Below are 18,673 nucleotides of genomic sequence, written 5' to 3'. Positions count from 1 at the left end.
AACTATATAATAGTATATATTTATCGATAAACACTAGAACGATTTTTAAGAAAACAAGTAGAATATCAACAATAGACAGTTGTGGATGCTACTGTTATTGTATTGTGAGAAATAGCCATATAGAAACCTAATGAAGCCTTGTTTCTTGAATTAGGAGGAGAATTAGTTGGAACCTTGTATGCAAAGTTTATATACTTATTTAAATGACCATCTTGTTGATATGCGTAAAGAGTGGCTAAGCAAGATAGAAAATAGTATTTCATCCTTTTATTCAGTCCATAAATCAGCAGAGAATATGGAAGAACTAATTACCGCACATCAAACTCTTTTAGAAAATGTAATAAAGGTTTTTATTGAGGAAGAAGAAGTGTATTCAGCAAATATTTCTGAATGGGCTATTAAAGTTGCAGAAAAGCGGGCGAAAGACTTAGTTCCGATTTTAGAATCTATTGAACAGCTTAACACGGTTAAAGGGATTCTTTTATCATATGTAGAGAAGTTTTCTGCGGAGACTACTGCTCATTTAACAATTCCTACACTCTTTGAATGGATACGATTAATTCATTATGCATTTGATTTATTTGTAAATATTTTTATTGATTCTTATGATAAATATAAATTTCAGCAATTGATGGCACAGCAAGAAACTATATATGAATTAAGCAGCCCAGTTATCCCGATTACGGAGGGAATTGGTGTTCTTCCATTAATCGGAGATATTGATACAAAGAGAGCGCAATTAATTATGGAGAATACACTAAAGGAATGTAACGAGAAACGATTTAATCACTTATTTATTGATTTATCGGGTGTGCCCCTAATTGATACAATGGTTGCGCATCAAATTTTCCAAGTGATTCATGCTTTGCGATTAATTGGTGTCAAAGGTTATCTTTCAGGATTAAGACCAGAGGTGGCACAAACAGCTATTCAACTAGGTGTAGATTTTAGCCAGATACCAATATTTAATAATTTAGCAAGTGCGCTAGGAAAATTTGGATTAACGGTCAATGAAGTGAAATTTGTTAAATAGAGGTGTATATAGATGGGGAAATATCTAGCTGCACTATTTTTCCCGTGCCTATTGGTAATCCTTTTTTCAAAAGCAACCTATTATCCAATTATTGGTTTAGTCTTAACCGTAGCTTTAATAGCTGCTTCGGTTTATAGAGGATATACTGATACATTTTTATTAATTGTTGTTGATGCTTTTTCTATGACTATTGGTTATATGATCAGTAGAAATTGGAAAGAGAGATTAGCAAGTAAGGATACTTAATAGAAGAAATATAAAAAAGAATAGAGAAGAAGAATGACTAAACGATTTTCCGTCGATAAAGAGGATAGGTATTCGTGTAGTCATTTTTTTATAGGGAAATGTTTTTTGTCTTAATTCTAAATTATATTCAAAAATAAATCGAATGTTTGTTCTCTTTTTTGTGGTTTGAAATGGAAGGTTTGTGGTAGAATGATGTTATATTGATTACATAGGTAGGAATTATAAAAAAGAAATGGTAAAAATCGCCTTTTCCATTTTTGTTGTTTTCCTTAATATGACGCTTTTTGTGAAGAATTTAAATCCTTAAAACAACAGAGTTACGAAAATAACTTCTAAATATAATGGAGTATTAACATAAAGCAGCAAAGGAATGGATGAATAAGCAGGCGTGCTTATATAGATCGGAGGATGGTTTAGTGAGTCATGATTTTGAATTAGTTTCAAAGTATACTCCTCAAGGAGATCAGCCAGAAGCAATCAAAAAATTAGTCTCAGGTATACAAGCAGGAGAGAAGATTCAAACCTTGCTGGGGGCAACTGGGACGGGTAAAACGTTCACCATAAGCAATGTGATTAAAGAAGTTAAAAAGCCAACTTTAATTATTGCTCACAATAAAACCTTAGCAGGTCAATTATATAGTGAGTTTAAAGAATTTTTTCCTAATAATGCAGTAGAATATTTTGTTAGCTACTATGATTATTACCAACCAGAGGCTTATGTCCCGCAAACGGATACGTTTATTGAAAAGGATGCAAGCATCAATGATGAAATTGATAAGCTCCGTCACTCAGCAACATCTTCTTTATTTGAAAGAGATGACGTAATAATTATTGCCAGTGTATCTTGTATATATGGATTAGGTTCTCCAGAAGAATATCGAGAAATGGTTGTATCATTAAGAACCGGTATGGAATTGGAAAGAAATCAATTGCTTCGTAAATTAGTGGATATTCAATACGATCGAAATGATATTGATTTTAAACGGGGAACTTTTCGTGTCCGTGGTGATGTAGTCGAAATTTTCCCAGCGTCCCGAGATGAACATTGTATTAGAGTCGAATTTTTTGGAGATGAAATTGATCGGATTCGGGAAGTGGATGCATTAACTGGTGAAATATTAGGAGAACGAAATCATATTGCTATTTTTCCGGCGTCTCACTTCGTAACAAGAGAAGAGAAAATGAAAATAGCAATTGAAAACATTGAAAAAGAATTAGAAGAACGATTAGAGCAATTAAGAGCAGATAATAAATTATTAGAGGCTCAGCGTCTAGAACAACGCTCCCGCTATGATTTAGAAATGATGCGAGAAATGGGATTCTGTTCAGGAATAGAAAATTACTCAAGACATTTAACATTAAGACCTCCTGGATCTACTCCTTATACATTGCTGGATTATTTTCCAAAAGATTTCTTACTTGTGATTGACGAGTCTCATGTTACATTGCCGCAAATTAGAGGAATGTATAATGGTGACCAAGCGCGGAAAAACGTATTAGTAGAGCATGGTTTTCGCCTGCCGTCAGCACTTGATAACCGCCCGTTAACGTTTGGAGAATTTGAGAAGCATATTAATCAAATGATTTGTGTTTCTGCAACACCAGGACCATATGAAATCGAACATACTCCTGTTATGATTGAACAAATAATCCGTCCAACTGGATTGCTTGATCCAACCATTGATGTTCGTCCAATTGAAGGACAGATTGATGATTTAATAGCGGAAATCCATGAGAGAATTAAACGAAATGAACGGGTATTGGTAACAACACTAACGAAAAAAATGTCAGAGGATTTAACAGATTATCTGAAAGAAATAGGGATAAAAGTACAGTATCTACATTCCGAAGTAAAAACATTAGAACGGATTGAAATTATTCGAGAGTTACGTCTTGGGAAATACGATGTATTGGTAGGAATTAACCTATTGCGAGAAGGTTTGGATATTCCTGAAGTCTCACTCGTTACGATTTTGGATGCAGATAAAGAAGGATTCCTTCGTTCAGAGCGGTCCCTTATTCAAACAATCGGACGTGCAGCGAGAAATTCTAATGGTCAAGTCATCATGTACGCTGATAAGATAACCCATTCAATGGAAGTCGCCATCAGTGAAACGAAAAGACGTAGAGAAATTCAAGAAAAATATAATGAAGAACATGGAATTACCCCGCAAACTATTCAAAAAGGAATTAGAGACACAATCCGTGCTACGCAAGCAGCAGAGGAGCCTGAAGAGTATGGAACAACTACAAAACTTGATAAATTAACGAAAAAAGAAAAAGAAGCAATGATTGCACAAATGGAGAATGAAATGAAAGAAGCAGCAAAAGCATTAAACTTCGAAAGAGCTGCAGAACTTCGCGATTTATTGCTTGAATTAAAGGCTGAGGGGTGAGAGAACAATGGCAAAAGATAAACTTATTGTAAAAGGTGCACGTGCAAATAATTTAAAAAATATTGATATAACAATACCGAGAGATCAATTAGTAGTGATAACTGGTTTATCTGGTTCAGGAAAGTCTTCTCTTGCTTTTGATACGATTTATGCAGAAGGACAAAGAAGATATGTAGAATCTTTATCCGCCTATGCGCGGCAGTTTTTAGGACAAATGGATAAGCCTGATGTTGATTCAATAGAAGGCTTATCTCCCGCTATTTCCATTGATCAGAAAACGACAAGTCGAAATCCCCGCTCCACTGTGGGGACTGTAACCGAAATTTATGATTATTTGAGATTATTATTTGCGAGGGTAGGAAGACCAACTTGTCCAGAGCATGGTATTGAAATTTCTTCTCAGACAATAGAACAGATGGTAGACCGTATTCTCGAATATCCTGAGAGAACTAGACTGCAAGTACTTGCGCCAGTTGTATCAGGGCGCAAGGGTACACATGTGAAAGTACTTGAAGATGTAAAAAAACAAGGGTACGTTCGTTTGCGCATCGATGGAGAAATGTTTGAAATTGGTGATGATATTTCTCTAGAGAAAAATAAGAAACATAATATTGAAGTAGTTATCGATCGACTTGTTGTCAAAGAGGGAATAACTGCTCGTCTGGCAGATTCATTGGAATCAGCCTTACAATTTGGGAATGGAAAAGTCATTATTGATGTGATGGGACAAGAGGAATTACTGTTTAGTGAACATCACGCTTGTCCAATTTGCGGTTTCTCTATTAGTGAATTAGAACCAAGGTTATTTTCTTTTAATAGTCCATTTGGAGCTTGTCCAGATTGTGATGGCCTCGGAAATAAACTAGTTGTAGACGTAGATTTAGTTATTCCTGATTGGAATTTAACTTTAAAGGAAAATGCGATAGCTCCATGGGAATCTATTAGTTCTCAATACTATCCGCAGCTTCTTGAAAGTGTATGTAATCATTATGGGATTGACATGAATATACCTGTAAAGAACATTCCGAAGAATCTAATGGATAAAATCCTTTATGGATCTGGAAAGGAATATATCCATTTCCGTTATGAAAATGACTTTGGCCAAGTGAGAGAAAATGATATCCAATTTGAAGGCGTTATTAAAAACGTGGAAAGAAGATATAAAGAAACTAGTTCTGACTACATCCGTGAGCAAATGCAAAAATACATGGCGGAACAGCCTTGTCGCACATGTAAAGGATATCGCCTAAAGAAAGAGGCTTTGGCTGTTTTAATTAACGGACAGCATATCGGTAAAATAACTGAAAAATCAGTGGTGGAATGCTATGAATTTATGGAGAAGGTTGATTTAACAGATAAAGAAAAACAAATTGCTAACTTAATTCTTCGAGAAATAAAAGAAAGAGTTGGATTTTTGATCAATGTTGGATTAGATTATCTAACACTAAGTAGAGCTGCAGGAACTTTATCTGGTGGAGAAGCACAAAGAATACGTTTAGCAACACAAATTGGTTCAAGGCTTACGGGTGTACTTTATATTTTGGATGAGCCTTCTATTGGGCTTCACCAAAGAGATAATGATAAATTAATCGATACACTAAGACAGATGCGTGACATAGGGAATACATTGATTGTTGTAGAACATGATGAAGACACTATGATGGCTGCTGACTATTTAATAGATGTAGGACCAGGTGCGGGTGTCCATGGTGGCGAAATTATTTCTGTTGGAACACCAAAAGAAGTAATGAATGATCCGCAATCGATAACTGGTCAGTACTTATCTGGAAAGAAATTCATTCCACTTCCATTAGAGAGAAAACAAAGTGATGGCAGATTTATTGAAATTACCGGGGCAAAAGAAAATAATTTAAAGAATGTAAATGTAAAAATACCGCTCGGAATGTTTATTGCTGTGACAGGGGTTTCTGGTTCAGGAAAAAGTACTTTAATTAATGAAATTCTTCATAAAGGCTTGGCTCAAAAGCTAAATCGCGCGAAGGCAAAGCCAGGTGCCCATAAGGAAATTAAGGGAATTGAACAATTGGAAAAAGTCATTGATATTGACCAATCTCCAATTGGCCGAACACCAAGATCGAATCCGGCAACCTATACTGGAGTGTTTGATGATATACGTGATGTTTTTGCGACAACCAATGAAGCAAAGGTACGCGGTTATAAAAAAGGACGCTTTAGTTTTAATGTCAAAGGTGGAAGATGCGAAGCCTGCCGTGGAGACGGAATCATAAAAATTGAAATGCATTTCCTTCCAGACGTTTATGTTCCTTGTGAAGTTTGTCATGGCAAACGATACAATAGGGAAACATTAGAAGTGAAATATAAAGGGAAAAATATTTCCGATGTATTGGAAATGACAGTAGAAGATGGCGTATCCTTTTTTGAAAATATACCGAAAATTCATCGTAAATTGCAAACAATTGTGGACGTTGGTTTAGGATATATTAAACTCGGACAACCAGCGACTACTTTATCAGGCGGAGAGGCACAAAGGGTAAAACTAGCATCAGAACTACACCGCCGATCTACGGGTAAGTCCTTTTATATTTTGGATGAGCCGACAACAGGCTTACATGTTGATGATATTTCAAGACTATTGATTGTTCTTCAGCGACTAGTCGAAAATGGAGATACAGTACTAGTTATTGAACATAATCTCGATGTCATTAAGACAGCAGATTATATTATCGACTTAGGACCAGAAGGCGGAGATAAAGGTGGCACAATATTAGGAACAGGGACTCCTGAGGATATTGCCAATCTAAAAGGGTCTTATACAGGGAAATATTTAAAGCCAATCCTAGAGAGAGAACGGCAAAGAATGAAGGATAGTATCATAGAAGCTGAAAAGATCGCTACAACTTAAATCAAGAGACGAGGAAAGTAGAAAAGCTGAATTAATTATTCAATTCGGCTATCTGCTAAGCCTCGTCTCTTTTTTTCTTACTTACGCAGAAGTTCTTCTGAATTAGAAAATCGCTACATAAAATAAAAAGGTCAGAAAGTATTCAGATTGAAACTTTTGCAGGGGTGATTCCGTATTAACATATAGGAGTCCGTACTGTTGATTAGTAATTTCAACCACTGAGCGGCTTTGGAAGTGTTTTTTCCTTTAACAAAATAGTCTTTACATTAGCAAATGAAAATAAGCAGTGTTTTAACGTCTTATTTATGTGAAAAGTACTAAAAAGAATAAAATCGTTATTTTGAGGAGGATTTACAGTGGCAGACGAGAAAAAGCGAATTTTAGAATTAGTGGAAAGTGGAAAATTAACTGTAGATGAAGCGTTAAAGCTAATGGAAAAGGTTGATGAAGTGAATGAGAAGAAGTCTTTAAATGAAGAAGAAAAGATAATTTTAGAAGATTTTCAAAAGGAAACAAAGTTTCATGAAAAGAAGAAAGAAACATCTTCAAATTATGGATTTAATTTTCAAGCAGCGAAAGATAAGCTTTTTGACATAGTTGATACAACCATAAAAAAGGTGAAGGAAGTAGACCTTGATTTAAACTTTGGTCATTTTGAAGAAGTTTCTCACATTTTTCAATACCATAATATTGCCCCAAAAAAGGTGGATATCGATATTCCCAATGGGGAAGTGGAGCTGATTCCATGGGATCAAGAGGAAGTAAGTATTGAGTGTAAAGCTAAGGTCTATCGAGTGAATTCTTTAGAGGAAGCAAAAAAGGTATTTCTCAAGGAAGTAGATGTAATCGTAGATGAGGAGCGCTTAGTATTGAAAACGAACCATAAGTGGATGAAAGTGAAAACACAGGTTTATATTCCACAAATTTCATATGAATCGGCCATTATCCGTTTATTTAATGGACCAATTACTACTTTTGATGTTAAAGCGGAAAAATTGTATGCTAAAACAGCAAATGGTAAAATAACGCTAAAAGCTGGTGAAAATAAAAAAGTGGAGGCAGACGCTGCAAACGGCAGTATTAAAGTTGAAAAAGGAAAGATGGAAAAGCTGGATGCAGAAACAATAAATGGCTCTATTACGGTTGATGGTTATTTTAATAAAGTTGATTTACAAGCCTTCAACGGCAGTATTTCTTGTGTGAATCATTCAGAAGCCTGTGACATCCTTGAACTTCAAGGAACAACAGGAAGCATTGAAGTAAGTTTACCAGAATCTTTAGCGGTTAGTGGTGAATTAAAAACGAATTTTGGTGGATTCAATGTAGAATTAGAGGGAATACAAATAATAGAAGAAAAAAATGAAGTTCTGCAAAAAACGTTACAATTTAAATCAATCCAATCAAGTGAGCATCATACAAAAATTGAAGCTAATACTAAAACAGGATCGATTAAAGTGAAGAAAATTGATAAAAGCAATTAATTTTAATAGAAGAATTGGATAAGATACATGGACTGCACGTTGGAGAAGACAAGAAATAAAAAGTTGTCTTCTTCTGTATCTTAAATTAATCAGCTTCTTCTGTGTTTAATAAGGAGTAATTGGAATGAGATGGATAATCGGAATACTGATTAATGCTATTTTCTTTGTAGCATTAGCTGGTTTATTTCAGGAACAATTTTATTTATCGGGAATAGGTGCGGCAATTGGGGCAAGTGTGATTTTATCCTTGCTAAATATTATTGTCAAACCAATTTTAATTTTATTGACGTTACCTGTAACAGTGTTATCGCTTGGGCTATTTTTATTTGTCATCAACGCTATTACGCTGTCATTAACAGACAGGCTAATGGGAGATAGTTTTGAAATTTCGAGTTTTGGTATGTGTTTACTTTTTAGCATTCTGCTGTCACTTTGCAATATAATTGTTCAAAACACAGTTCTGCGAGGAAAAGGATAAAAGCTGCCGAGTAAAGGAGTGGAGAAAAGACCATTGCTTTACTTAGCAGCTTTTCTTATTATTTTGACTGAATTCTAGCATATATTTAGAGTTTAATGCTAAAATAAGGTGAATATGGAATTCTAAAAAAAACTACCTTAAACACCCTATACTGTTTATAAAAACTTAACAGCAATGACCTTTAAAGGAGGAGCTTCATGGCAGCGAAAGTACTAATAAAAGATGTTATCGAAGAGTTTGATTTAGAAATTGTAAGTGGAGAAGAGGGAATTAATCGACCAATTACAGTTAGTGATATATCAAGACCAGGTCTCGAGATGGCCGGCTATTTTAATTATTATCCAGCAGAACGTGTTCAGTTGTTAGGGAAGACAGAACTGACCTTTGCCGAACGGTTAAGTGAGGAAGATAGAGCAAATCGCTTAACTAAATTATGTAGTGATACAACGCCTGGAATTATCATTACACGAAATATGGAGGTGCCTCCTCAATTAATAGAGGCATCAGAAGAATTAGCTGTACCTGTACTACGATCCAAGCATAAAACATCGCTTTTTTCCAGTCGTCTTACAAACTTCTTAGAAAGAAAATTAGCACCAACGACAGCAGTTCACGGGGTACTTGTTGATATTTATGGTGTGGGCGTTTTAATTACTGGTAAAAGTGGTGTTGGTAAAAGTGAAACAGCCCTTGAGCTTGTAAAGCGCGGGCATCGATTAGTTGCTGATGATTGTGTGGAGATACGCCAAGAAGATGAGAATTTAATTGTTGGTAGTTCACCAGAGTTAATTGAACATCTATTGGAAATCCGTGGATTAGGTATCATTAATGTCATGACGCTTTTTGGAGCTGGGGCTGTACGTACCCACAAAAAGATATCTTTAGTTATGTCTCTGGAATTATGGGAGCAGAACAAGCAATATGACCGTTTAGGTTTAGATGAAGAAAAAATGAAAATAATTGATACAGAAGTAACAAAGCTGACAATTCCAGTTCGCCCTGGGCGAAATTTAGCGGTAATTATTGAGGTCGCAGCAATGAATTTCCGTTTAAAAAGAATGGGTGTTAATGCAGCCGAACAATTCACGAATAAATTAAACAATGTTATATCTGACGAACGAAAATAAATAGCTAGAAGTAAATAGTAAAAACATGGGAAATAGGAGGAAATCGAATGGAAGATATACAACCAATTGATCCAATTGCTTTTTCGTTAGGGCCGATTGATGTTAGATGGTACGGACTTATCATTGGCTCTGGATTGATTCTTGCTCTTATTATTGCAATGCGAGAAGGAAATAGAAGAGGACTTGGAAAGGATGACTTCCCTGATTTAATGTTATGGGCAATCCCGATTTCCATTATATGTGCGCGAATTTACTATGTCATTTTTGAATGGAGCTACTATAAAGATCATCTAGGGGATATACCGAAAATTTGGAATGGTGGAATTGCCATTCATGGAGCTTTAATTGGTGCAATCGTAACTACTTATATTTTTACAAAGAAAAAGGATATTTCCTTCTGGAAAATGGCAGACATCGCTGCACCTAGTCTAATTCTGGGACAAGCTATTGGCCGTTGGGGCAACTTTATGAATCAAGAGGCACATGGCGAAGAAGTTACACGTTCCTTTTTAGAAGGCTTACATTTGCCGAATTTTATTATCGATCAAATGTATATTAACGGCACTTACTATCATCCTACTTTTTTATATGAATCATTATGGAATATTGTTGGATTCGTGATTTTACTAGTTTTACGGAAAGTGAACTTACGTAGAGGAGAAATCTTTTTATCTTATGTTATTTGGTATTCGATTGGAAGATTCTTTATCGAAGGAATGAGAACAGACAGCCTTATGATAGGTGACTTACGGATGGCTCAATTAATTTCTTTAGCGTTAATTGTCATTTCTATTATCTGTATCGCTTATAGACGGAAAACGGGTATTGCGAGTGAACGTTATTTAGATACAAATGGTTAATCATGGAAAGGAATGTTTAGGTTGACTGGAAAGATTAATACAGCATTATTTGATTTGGATGGAACGCTAATAAATACAAATGAATTAATTATTTCCTCCTACTTACATACATTAAATCATTATTACCCAGGAAAATATAAACGAGTTGATGTCATTCCTTTTATGGGACCACCATTATTGGAAACATTTGAGTCGATTGATAAAATGCGTGCTCCAGAAATGATGGCAATGTACCGCTCTTATAATATTGCGAATCACGATAAGATTGTTACGATATTTGATGGTGTGTACGATGCTATGAAAGAATTAAAGCAAAGAGGCTTTAAGCTGGCAATTGTATCAACGAAACTTTCCGATGTAGTGGAAATGGGCTTGAAATTGACGAAGCTAGATGAATTTTTTGATGTAGTGGTTGCTTTAGATCATGTAACAAAAGCTAAACCAGATCCCGAGCCGGTTCTTCTTGCTCTTGAAAAATTAAAGGCTTCCCCTAGCGAAGCGATTATGGTTGGAGATAATAAACACGATATTTTGTCTGGGAAAAATGCAGGTACTTTAACAGCGGGTGTTGCTTGGACGCTAAAGGGGAAAGAATTTTTGCAGGCATATAATCCTGATTATATTTTTGAGAATATGAAAGACATCCTTTCTATTCCTGAAGTACAACAAACATGAGAAAAACGACGAGATATCCGGTTAGTGGATCAAATTCCTTATGGCATGTTTATAAAACAGTTCCGTTTTTGAAAGTAATTAAAAATTTTATTGTTATTCAGACAGCAAGATATATGCCTTTTTTGAAAGTGAAAAATTGGATGTACCGAAAGCTATTAAAAATGCGGGTGGGAGAACAAACCTCCTTTGCTTTAATGGTAATGCTTGATATTATGTTTCCAGAAAAAATTAAGGTCGGCAAGAATAGTGTCATAGGCTACAATACCACTATTCTTGCCCATGAATATTTAATAGAGGAATATAGGCTAGGAGAGGTTGAAATTGGCGATGAAGTCATGATTGGCGCCAATTCCACTATTCTCCCGGGTGTGACAATTGGTGACCGTGCGATTGTATCTGCAGGTACATTAGTACATAAGGACGTCCCGGCAGGAAGCTTTGTTGGGGGAAATCCGATGCAAATCATTTATACCGCAGAACAAATGGAAGAACGCAAACGAAATGAGCCTTCCTATGTTTTAGATGAATAAATAGAAATACCTATCTGTCCATTATTTCAAGAATAAGTTTCTAGGAGTAATGAAAAGATAGGTCTTTTTTAAAATGTCAGAATTAATAAAAAATAAAGAGGGATATAACAATAAATGGAATTTATTAGTCTTGGATTTTTTAGAAAGATCTAATAAATGAAACTTTTCTCTTGACCTCGAATCAGACGAAGAGTACACTAAAAACAACTCTTTAATTTGGTAGTATATTAGCGAACTAAAGCATTCGGAATTTTAAAACACGAGGTGTAATGATGAGTAGCTTATTTATGTTTGAAAAGCCATTAGGCATGAGAGATACATTACCAGCGATTTACGAAAGAAAATATAAAGTAAAACAAAAAATAGATACAGAAATTAAAAAATGGGGTTATCAATTTATTGAAACTCCGACATTAGAGTACTATGAAACAGTCGGCACAGCATCCGCTATTTTAGACCAGCAGCTTTTTAAATTATTGGATCAGCAAGGACACACACTAGTTCTTCGCCCAGATATGACCGCGCCAATAGCAAGAGTAGCGGCATCTAAGCTTCTATCAGAAGATTTGCCATTACGCCTTGCCTATAATGCGTCCGTGTTTCGAGCACAGCAGCGGGAAGGCGGCAGACCGGCGGAGTTTGAACAAATAGGTGTTGAATATATTGGCGATAAAACCATTAGTGCGGATGGAGAAGGAATTTCTCTACTTATTTCCTCTCTTCAACAAGCAGGAGTGAAAAACTATCAAGTTTCGGTAGGACATATTGGCTTTGTCCAATCATTTTTCCAACAAATTCTTGGAACAAAAGATAGAGTGGACAGTTTAACCAAATACCTATATGAGAAAAATTATGTCGGCTATCGTCAGCATGTAGAACAGCTTGCTTTATCAAGTATTGATAAACAGCGCTTAAATGACTTCCTAACGCTTAGAGGAAAAGAAGAAGTGATTAACCTTGCCTATCAATTAATGGAAGGAGATCAAGGCATAAAAGCAATAGATGACTTAAAACAGCTAAGGGACATTCTCATAGATTACGAAGTAGCAGATAGAGTGACATTTGATTTATCACTTGTCAGTCATATGAGCTACTATACTGGCATTGTATATGAGGTATATGCAGAAGGCGTGGGCTTTCCCATTGGAAGTGGGGGCCGGTATGATTTGCTATTAGAAAAATTCGGCAAAGACACTGGGGCAACTGGTTTTGCTATTCGAGTGGATCGACTATTAGAAGCATTAGGTAAGGTGGCAAAAACGACCATAATCGAATGTATTTTATTTAGTAATGAACGCAGAAAAGAAGCGTTTCTATTAGCACAAGAAAAAAGGCGTGCTGGCATCCATGTCATTACGCAAGATATTAATGGAGTGAAAGATGTAGATGCCTGTACAAAACAGTATAGTGAAATCACACTATTGGTCGGGAAAAAAGGGGTGGAGGTGATCAAATGAATGACATGCTAACTATCGCAATGCCAAAGGGAAGAATTTTCGAAGAGGCAGCTGATTTATTAAGAGATGCAGGCTTTCGTTTACCAGCAGAGTTTGACGACTCCCGGAAATTAATTATAGAGGTTGAAGAAGAAAACTTTCGCTTTATCTTGGCTAAGCCCATGGATGTTCCTACCTATGTGGAGCATGGAGTAGCAGATTTGGGGATTGCAGGAAAGGATGTCATGCTTGAGGAAGAAAGAGACGTATATGAATTGCTAGATTTACATATTAGTGCCTGTTATTTAGCAGTAGCAGGGCTTCCTCATACAGAACTGAATGAAATTGCTCCTAGAATTGCGACAAAATATCCTAATGTGGCAGCAGCCTATTTTCGTGAACAAGGCTCTCAAGTAGAAATTATTAAGCTGAATGGTTCCATTGAGCTTGCACCAATTATCGGCTTAACAGATCGAATTGTCGATATTGTTTCGACAGGAAAGACACTCGCTGAGAATGGCCTGATTGAATACGAAAGAATCGTAGATATTACTTCAAGATTAATTGTCAATCCGGCAAGCTATCGATTGAAGGACAGACGAATTAGTGAATTAGTAGAGCGGCTTCAGCCAGTAGTAAAGTCGAAACAAAGTGTGAAATAACGAATAAGGAGTATTCTAGATGAGAATTGTGACAGATATTGAGAATATTAGTTTAAAGCGCTCTGTTGATGCAGGTACGGAAGAACAGCGAAAAGCGGTCCGGGAGATTATGGGAGAGGTAAAAAGAAGTGGTGATCAAGCTTTAATTGAATATACAAAAAAATGGGATAGAGCCGAATTGACATGTCTTCGGGTGAAGGAAGAAGAGGTAGCAGCTGCTTACAATCATGTAGAAGAGGAAATGGTTTCAATTATAAAAGAGGCAGCCGCAAATATTAAAGAATACCATCAAAAGCAGCTGAAAACCTCATGGGATTTTACCCAAGACAATGGCTCCGTTCTTGGTCAACGGATTCTCCCATTAGATTCCGTTGGTGTTTATGTTCCAGGGGGAACAGCAGCTTATCCTTCGTCTGTATTAATGAACGTCATTCCAGCATTAGTTGCAGGAGTTCAGCGGATAGTTATGGTATCTCCACCGAATGAAAATGGAATTCTTCCTAGTGCTGTCTTAGTAGCAGCTGATATTGCTGGGGTAAAGGAAATTTACAAAGTGGGAGGCGCTCAAGCTATTGCAGCATTAGCGTACGGCACGGAATCAATTGAGAAAGTTGATAAGATTGTCGGCCCTGGAAATATCTTTGTTGCCCTTGCAAAAAGAGAAGTTTTTGGCGATGTTGCTATTGATATGATTGCAGGACCAAGTGAAATTGCCATTATAGCTGATGAAACAGCAAGTGCCAAAGAAATTGCTGCAGACTTATTATCACAGGCAGAGCATGACGAAAGAGCTTCCTCTGTTCTTGTTACTACTTCTATTTTATTAGCTGAAGAGGTCTCTCAAGAAGTGAAGCAGCAGTTAAATGATTTACCACGTAAGGAAATAGCGGAAAAATCAATTGACCAATATGGATTAATAGTGGTTGTAGAAACATTGGATAAGGCTGTCGCAGTCATCAATACCATTGCGCCAGAACATTTAGAAATCCTAACAAAGAATCCATACGATATCCTCGAACATATCCGTCACGCAGGATCCATTTTTATAGGAAGATATAGCTCAGAGCCAGTCGGAGATTATTTTGCTGGAACAAACCACGTTTTACCGACAAATGGAACAGCAAGATTCTCCAATCCACTAAACGTAGATGATTTCCAAAAGAAATCAAGTATCACTCATTATAGTGAAGCAGCATTTAAAGAAAACGCCCATAAAATAGCCAAATTTGCCCGCTTAGAAGGGTTAGAAGCTCACGCAAGAGCAATAGAAGCGCGATATGATGATTAGACGCTAGTTGAAAGACCTACATAATAAAAGGAGGAAGGAAAATGGCAAGGACGGCTGCAATTAGTAGAAAAACAGGTGAGACGAACATTCAGTTATCGTTTAATGTAGACGGAGAAGGAGTTTCTGAACTAGATACAGGTGTACCATTTATGAATCATATGCTCGACTTATTTACCAAACATGGCCAATTTAATTTAACAGTCCAAGCGAATGGAGATATTGAAGTAGATGATCACCATACGACAGAGGATATTGGGATATGTTTAGGATTGGCTATTAAAGATGCGCTTGGAGATAAAAGAGGGATTAAACGCTATGGGAATAGCTTTGTGCCGATGGATGAAACATTAGCACAAGTGGTTATCGATTTAAGCAATAGACCTCATTTAGAATTCCGAGCAGAGTTTCCAAATGATAAAGTAGGAACCTTTGATACAGAACTGGTTCATGAGTTTCTCTGGAAACTAGCGTTAGAAGCTAGAATGAATCTTCACGTTATTTTGCATTATGGGAAAAATACTCATCATATGATCGAAGCAATCTTTAAAGCAATGGCACGAGCATTAGATGAAGCAACAACAATTGACCCTAGAATAAAGGGGATTCCTTCCACGAAAGGGATGCTGTAAATGATCGGAATTATTGACTATGGAATGGGGAATTTGTTCAGCGTAAGTAAAGCGTTAGAAAGATTAGATGCTCCCTATTTTATTTCAGAGGATAAAGATAGATTACTTCAGGCAGATGCATTGATTCTTCCAGGCGTAGGAGCGTTTAAAGATGCAATGGAAAAATTAAAGAAGACGGGCCTATCTGAAATGATTTCTGTATTTGTTGATAGTGGGAGGCCTTTGTTAGGCATTTGCTTGGGGATGCAGTTATTGTTCGAATCAAGTGAGGAGTATGGATATAGTGAAGGGTTAAATTTATTACCTGGAAAAGTGGTTCGCTTTCCTGGCATTACAGGTGATGGTACTGCCTATAAAGTTCCTCATATGGGCTGGAATAAGCTGCATTTTAAAAGAGAGTCTTTAGTCACACCTGATTTGAACGATGATTTCGTTTATTTTGTGCATTCTTATTATGCAGAAACAAAAGAAGACGTTATTATAGCAAGCTGTTCCTATGATAAAGAGGTTCCAGCAGTAGTAGGAAGAAACAATGTGTTTGGCATGCAATTTCATCCAGAGAAAAGTAGCAAATTGGGAATGCAATTATTAAGCAACTTCGCAAATTTAATACAGAAAGGATAAACAAGATGACCTTTACTTTATATCCAGCCATTGATATGCGAGGCGGAAAGTGTGTTCGTTTACTGCAAGGGGATTATGAAAAAGAAACTATTTATGGAGATTCACCATTTGATATGGCAAAAAGCTTTGTAGACCAAGGTGCGAAGTGGATTCATATGGTTGATCTAGATGGTGCGAAGGACGGCAAGAAAGTAAATGATCAATTTGTCATTGATACAGCAACAAAATTAGGGGTAAAAGTGCAAATTGGTGGCGGTATTAGGAAAGAAGAAGATATTGTCCATTACCTTGAGAATGGGATAACAAGAGTAATAATTGGCAGTATCGCTGTTTCACAGCCAGACTTTGCGATCAAGATGATCCGCAAATATGGAAAGGGAATAGTGATAGGTATCGATGCAAAAAATGGATTTGTTGCGACACATGGTTGGCTGTCCACTTCAGAAGTAAAAGCAGTAGAACTTGGAAAACGCTTTGCAGATGCTGGGGCGGAAACTTTTATTTTTACGGATATTGCAACAGATGGAATGCTAAGTGGACCCAATGTTAAAGCGATTGAAGAAATGGCTCTGATGACGAAAAAAGAAGTGATCGCATCTGGCGGAATCAGCAGTATACAAGATTTGAACCAACTAAAGGAAAGCGACTCTAAAGGTGCCATTATTGGTAAAGCATTATATGAAAAAAGATTCACGCTCCGAGAAGCTTTAAAACGATTGAATGGGAAGTAACTGGATATGGTGAGAGGAGTTTATTAATGTTAACGAAGCGAATTATTCCATGTTTAGACGTAAAAGAGGGACGTGTGGTCAAAGGAATTCAATTTGTTCAATTAAGAGATGCGGGGGATCCCGTTGAATTAGCGCGTTTCTATGATGAACAAGGAGCAGATGAGCTTGTATTTCTCGACATTTCTGCATCACATGAAGGTAGAAAAACAATGGTGGAGGTAGTAAAAGAAGTTGCATCCGAGCTTGCCATTCCTTTTACTGTTGGAGGAGGAATAAACTCCCTAGAAGATATGAAGAAGATTCTGCGGGCTGGTGCCGATAAAGTATCTTTAAATACAGCAGCAGTGTTAAATCCTGCTTTGATTGAAGAGGGAGCTAATTTTTTTGGATCTCAATGTATCGTTGTTGCCATTGATGCTAAATATGATACTGACCTTGGTACATGGCGTGTCTATACCCATGGTGGAAGGAAACCAGTAGATAAGGATGTAATCACATGGGCAAAAGAGGCTGTTGCTTTAGGAGCAGGAGAAATATTATTAACAAGCATGGATACGGATGGGGAGAAGAAGGGATTTAACTTAGCATTGACCAAAGCGGTAAGTGAGGCTGTTTCTGTTCCAGTAATCGCTTCTGGAGGAGCCGGCAACGCCGCACATTTTGAAGAGGCATTTAAAGATGGCAAAGCTGATGCTGCACTTGCGGCTTCCATTTTCCATTATAAAGAAACATCTGTTTTGGAAGTGAAGAGCTATTTAAAGGAAAAAGGAGTGCTTGTAAGATGATATTAGATGAATTGAAATTTGATGAAAAAGGATTAATACCTGCTGTCGTACAGGATGTTGTGACAAAAGAGGTGTTAACCCTGGCTTATATGAATAAAGAATCATTAGAAAAATCCATGAGCACCGGAGAGACATGGTTTTATAGCAGGTCTAGACAGGAATTATGGCATAAAGGAGGAACAAGTGGAAATACACAATCTATTGTAGAAATAAAATACGACTGTGATCAAGATGCATTAGTAGTACTGATTCAACCGAATGGACCCGCTTGCCATAATGGAACAACAAGCTGTTTTGTAGACAGTATGTATCAAAACAAAGAAAGGGATGTAACTTCAGCGGACTATCAAATTCTTGCTAACTTAGAAAAAGTTATTGAAGAAAGAGATATTAAGCGCCCAGAAGGTACCTATACAACGTATCTATTTGAAAAGGGAGTAGATAAAATTCTCAAGAAAGTTGGCGAAGAAGCCGCCGAAGTTATTATTGCTGCAAAAAATCGCGACTCAGAAGAATTGAAGTGGGAAGCATCTGACCTTCTTTACCATTTATTTGTCTTATTACGAGAACAAAAACTTCCATTTTCTGAGATTTTGCAGGTGCTAGAAGCGCGCCATGAAGAAAAGACAGGGAAGTAAGCAAACTAGAGAATGGTTCATCTAGAGGGCCGCTCTCTTTTCCACACATGTCTCTTTTATTTAAATTCTCTCCTCTAAAAGTTTTTCCAAAAAGGCATTGACTCTTCTCGGATTTGTATTTAGTATGGTATACTTGTTGAGTTAATAGGAACTTTATAATGCAGCTTGAT

18 protein-coding genes are annotated in these 18,673 nt (G+C 36.7%); all 18 read left to right on the top strand.

All coding sequences use genetic code 11. The features are described from left to right. Positions 1-166 precede the first annotated feature (166 nt). Complete coding sequence (locus NSQ89_RS17215) at positions 167-1,033, top strand: STAS domain-containing protein (protein ID WP_053215762.1); 867 nt, start codon at positions 167-169, stop codon at positions 1,031-1,033. A 12-nt stretch (positions 1,034-1,045) separates the two neighbouring features. Further along, positions 1,046-1,279: a CsbA family protein gene (locus tag NSQ89_RS17210; protein WP_047943757.1), complete on the top strand. Its 234-nt coding sequence runs from the start codon at positions 1,046-1,048 to the stop codon at positions 1,277-1,279. A 416-nt stretch (positions 1,280-1,695) separates the two neighbouring features. Then, positions 1,696-3,675: an excinuclease ABC subunit UvrB gene (gene uvrB / locus NSQ89_RS17205; protein ID WP_095258576.1), complete on the top strand. Its 1,980-nt coding sequence runs from the start codon at positions 1,696-1,698 to the stop codon at positions 3,673-3,675. A gap of 7 nt (positions 3,676-3,682) precedes the next feature. Beyond that, positions 3,683-6,559 carry an excinuclease ABC subunit UvrA gene (gene uvrA, locus NSQ89_RS17200; RefSeq protein ID WP_047943759.1) on the top strand — a complete coding sequence of 959 codons (2,877 nt, stop codon included), beginning with the start codon at positions 3,683-3,685 and terminating at the stop codon, positions 6,557-6,559. A 356-nt stretch (positions 6,560-6,915) separates the two neighbouring features. Continuing rightward, on the top strand, positions 6,916-8,040 hold the full coding sequence (locus NSQ89_RS17195) for a DUF4097 family beta strand repeat-containing protein (protein WP_047943760.1): 1,125 nt from the start codon (positions 6,916-6,918) through the stop codon (positions 8,038-8,040). A 124-nt stretch (positions 8,041-8,164) separates the two neighbouring features. Continuing rightward, positions 8,165-8,518: a phage holin family protein gene (locus NSQ89_RS17190; protein WP_047943761.1), complete on the top strand. Its 354-nt coding sequence runs from the start codon at positions 8,165-8,167 to the stop codon at positions 8,516-8,518. Positions 8,519-8,715: 197 nt separating this feature from the next. Further along, positions 8,716-9,645 (top strand): HPr(Ser) kinase/phosphatase, encoded by a 930-nt coding sequence (gene hprK / locus NSQ89_RS17185; protein ID WP_047943762.1) that lies wholly within the window; start codon positions 8,716-8,718, stop codon positions 9,643-9,645. A gap of 47 nt (positions 9,646-9,692) precedes the next feature. Next, entirely contained in the window at positions 9,693-10,505 is an 813-nt protein-coding gene (gene lgt / locus NSQ89_RS17180; RefSeq protein WP_047943763.1) for a prolipoprotein diacylglyceryl transferase, read from the top strand. A 21-nt stretch (positions 10,506-10,526) separates the two neighbouring features. Next, a complete protein-coding gene (gene ppaX, locus NSQ89_RS17175; protein ID WP_095258577.1) occupies positions 10,527-11,180 on the top strand; it encodes a pyrophosphatase PpaX in 654 nt (217 codons plus the stop codon). Then, positions 11,177-11,710 carry an acyltransferase gene (locus NSQ89_RS17170; protein ID WP_095322103.1) on the top strand — a complete coding sequence of 178 codons (534 nt, stop codon included), beginning with the start codon at positions 11,177-11,179 and terminating at the stop codon, positions 11,708-11,710. Before ppaX ends, NSQ89_RS17170 begins: the two co-directional genes overlap by 4 nt. A gap of 272 nt (positions 11,711-11,982) precedes the next feature. Beyond that, positions 11,983-13,167, top strand: a complete 1,185-nt coding sequence (locus NSQ89_RS17165) for an ATP phosphoribosyltransferase regulatory subunit (RefSeq protein ID WP_047943766.1) — start codon at positions 11,983-11,985, stop codon at positions 13,165-13,167. Next, positions 13,164-13,808, top strand: a complete 645-nt coding sequence (gene hisG, locus NSQ89_RS17160) for an ATP phosphoribosyltransferase (RefSeq protein WP_047943767.1) — start codon at positions 13,164-13,166, stop codon at positions 13,806-13,808. The genes NSQ89_RS17165 and hisG overlap by 4 nt, the downstream gene beginning before the upstream one ends. Before the next feature lie 19 nt (positions 13,809-13,827). Then, positions 13,828-15,096 (top strand): histidinol dehydrogenase, encoded by a 1,269-nt coding sequence (gene hisD, locus NSQ89_RS17155; RefSeq protein ID WP_095258581.1) that lies wholly within the window; start codon positions 13,828-13,830, stop codon positions 15,094-15,096. Between the two features lie 41 nt (positions 15,097-15,137). Then, positions 15,138-15,725 (top strand): imidazoleglycerol-phosphate dehydratase HisB, encoded by a 588-nt coding sequence (gene hisB, locus NSQ89_RS17150; RefSeq protein WP_095258582.1) that lies wholly within the window; start codon positions 15,138-15,140, stop codon positions 15,723-15,725. Next, positions 15,726-16,349 carry an imidazole glycerol phosphate synthase subunit HisH gene (gene hisH / locus NSQ89_RS17145; RefSeq protein ID WP_061800345.1) on the top strand — a complete coding sequence of 208 codons (624 nt, stop codon included), beginning with the start codon at positions 15,726-15,728 and terminating at the stop codon, positions 16,347-16,349. A 5-nt stretch (positions 16,350-16,354) separates the two neighbouring features. Beyond that, complete coding sequence (hisA, locus tag NSQ89_RS17140; protein ID WP_341132943.1) at positions 16,355-17,080, top strand: 1-(5-phosphoribosyl)-5-[(5-phosphoribosylamino)methylideneamino]imidazole-4-carboxamide isomerase; 726 nt, start codon at positions 16,355-16,357, stop codon at positions 17,078-17,080. A 26-nt stretch (positions 17,081-17,106) separates the two neighbouring features. Further along, complete coding sequence (hisF, locus tag NSQ89_RS17135) at positions 17,107-17,865, top strand: imidazole glycerol phosphate synthase subunit HisF (RefSeq protein ID WP_336044849.1); 759 nt, start codon at positions 17,107-17,109, stop codon at positions 17,863-17,865. Then, positions 17,862-18,503 carry a bifunctional phosphoribosyl-AMP cyclohydrolase/phosphoribosyl-ATP diphosphatase HisIE gene (hisIE, locus tag NSQ89_RS17130; protein ID WP_047943773.1) on the top strand — a complete coding sequence of 214 codons (642 nt, stop codon included), beginning with the start codon at positions 17,862-17,864 and terminating at the stop codon, positions 18,501-18,503. Before hisF ends, hisIE begins: the two co-directional genes overlap by 4 nt. Positions 18,504-18,673 lie beyond the last annotated feature (170 nt).

Origin of the sequence: Niallia sp. FSL R7-0648 (assembly GCF_038007005.1) — a bacterium.
Classification (GTDB): Bacteria; Bacillota; Bacilli; order Bacillales; family Cytobacillaceae; genus Niallia; species Niallia circulans.
Note: the sequence above shows the minus strand (reverse complement) of the source record. Positions and strands in the feature narration are given on the sequence as shown.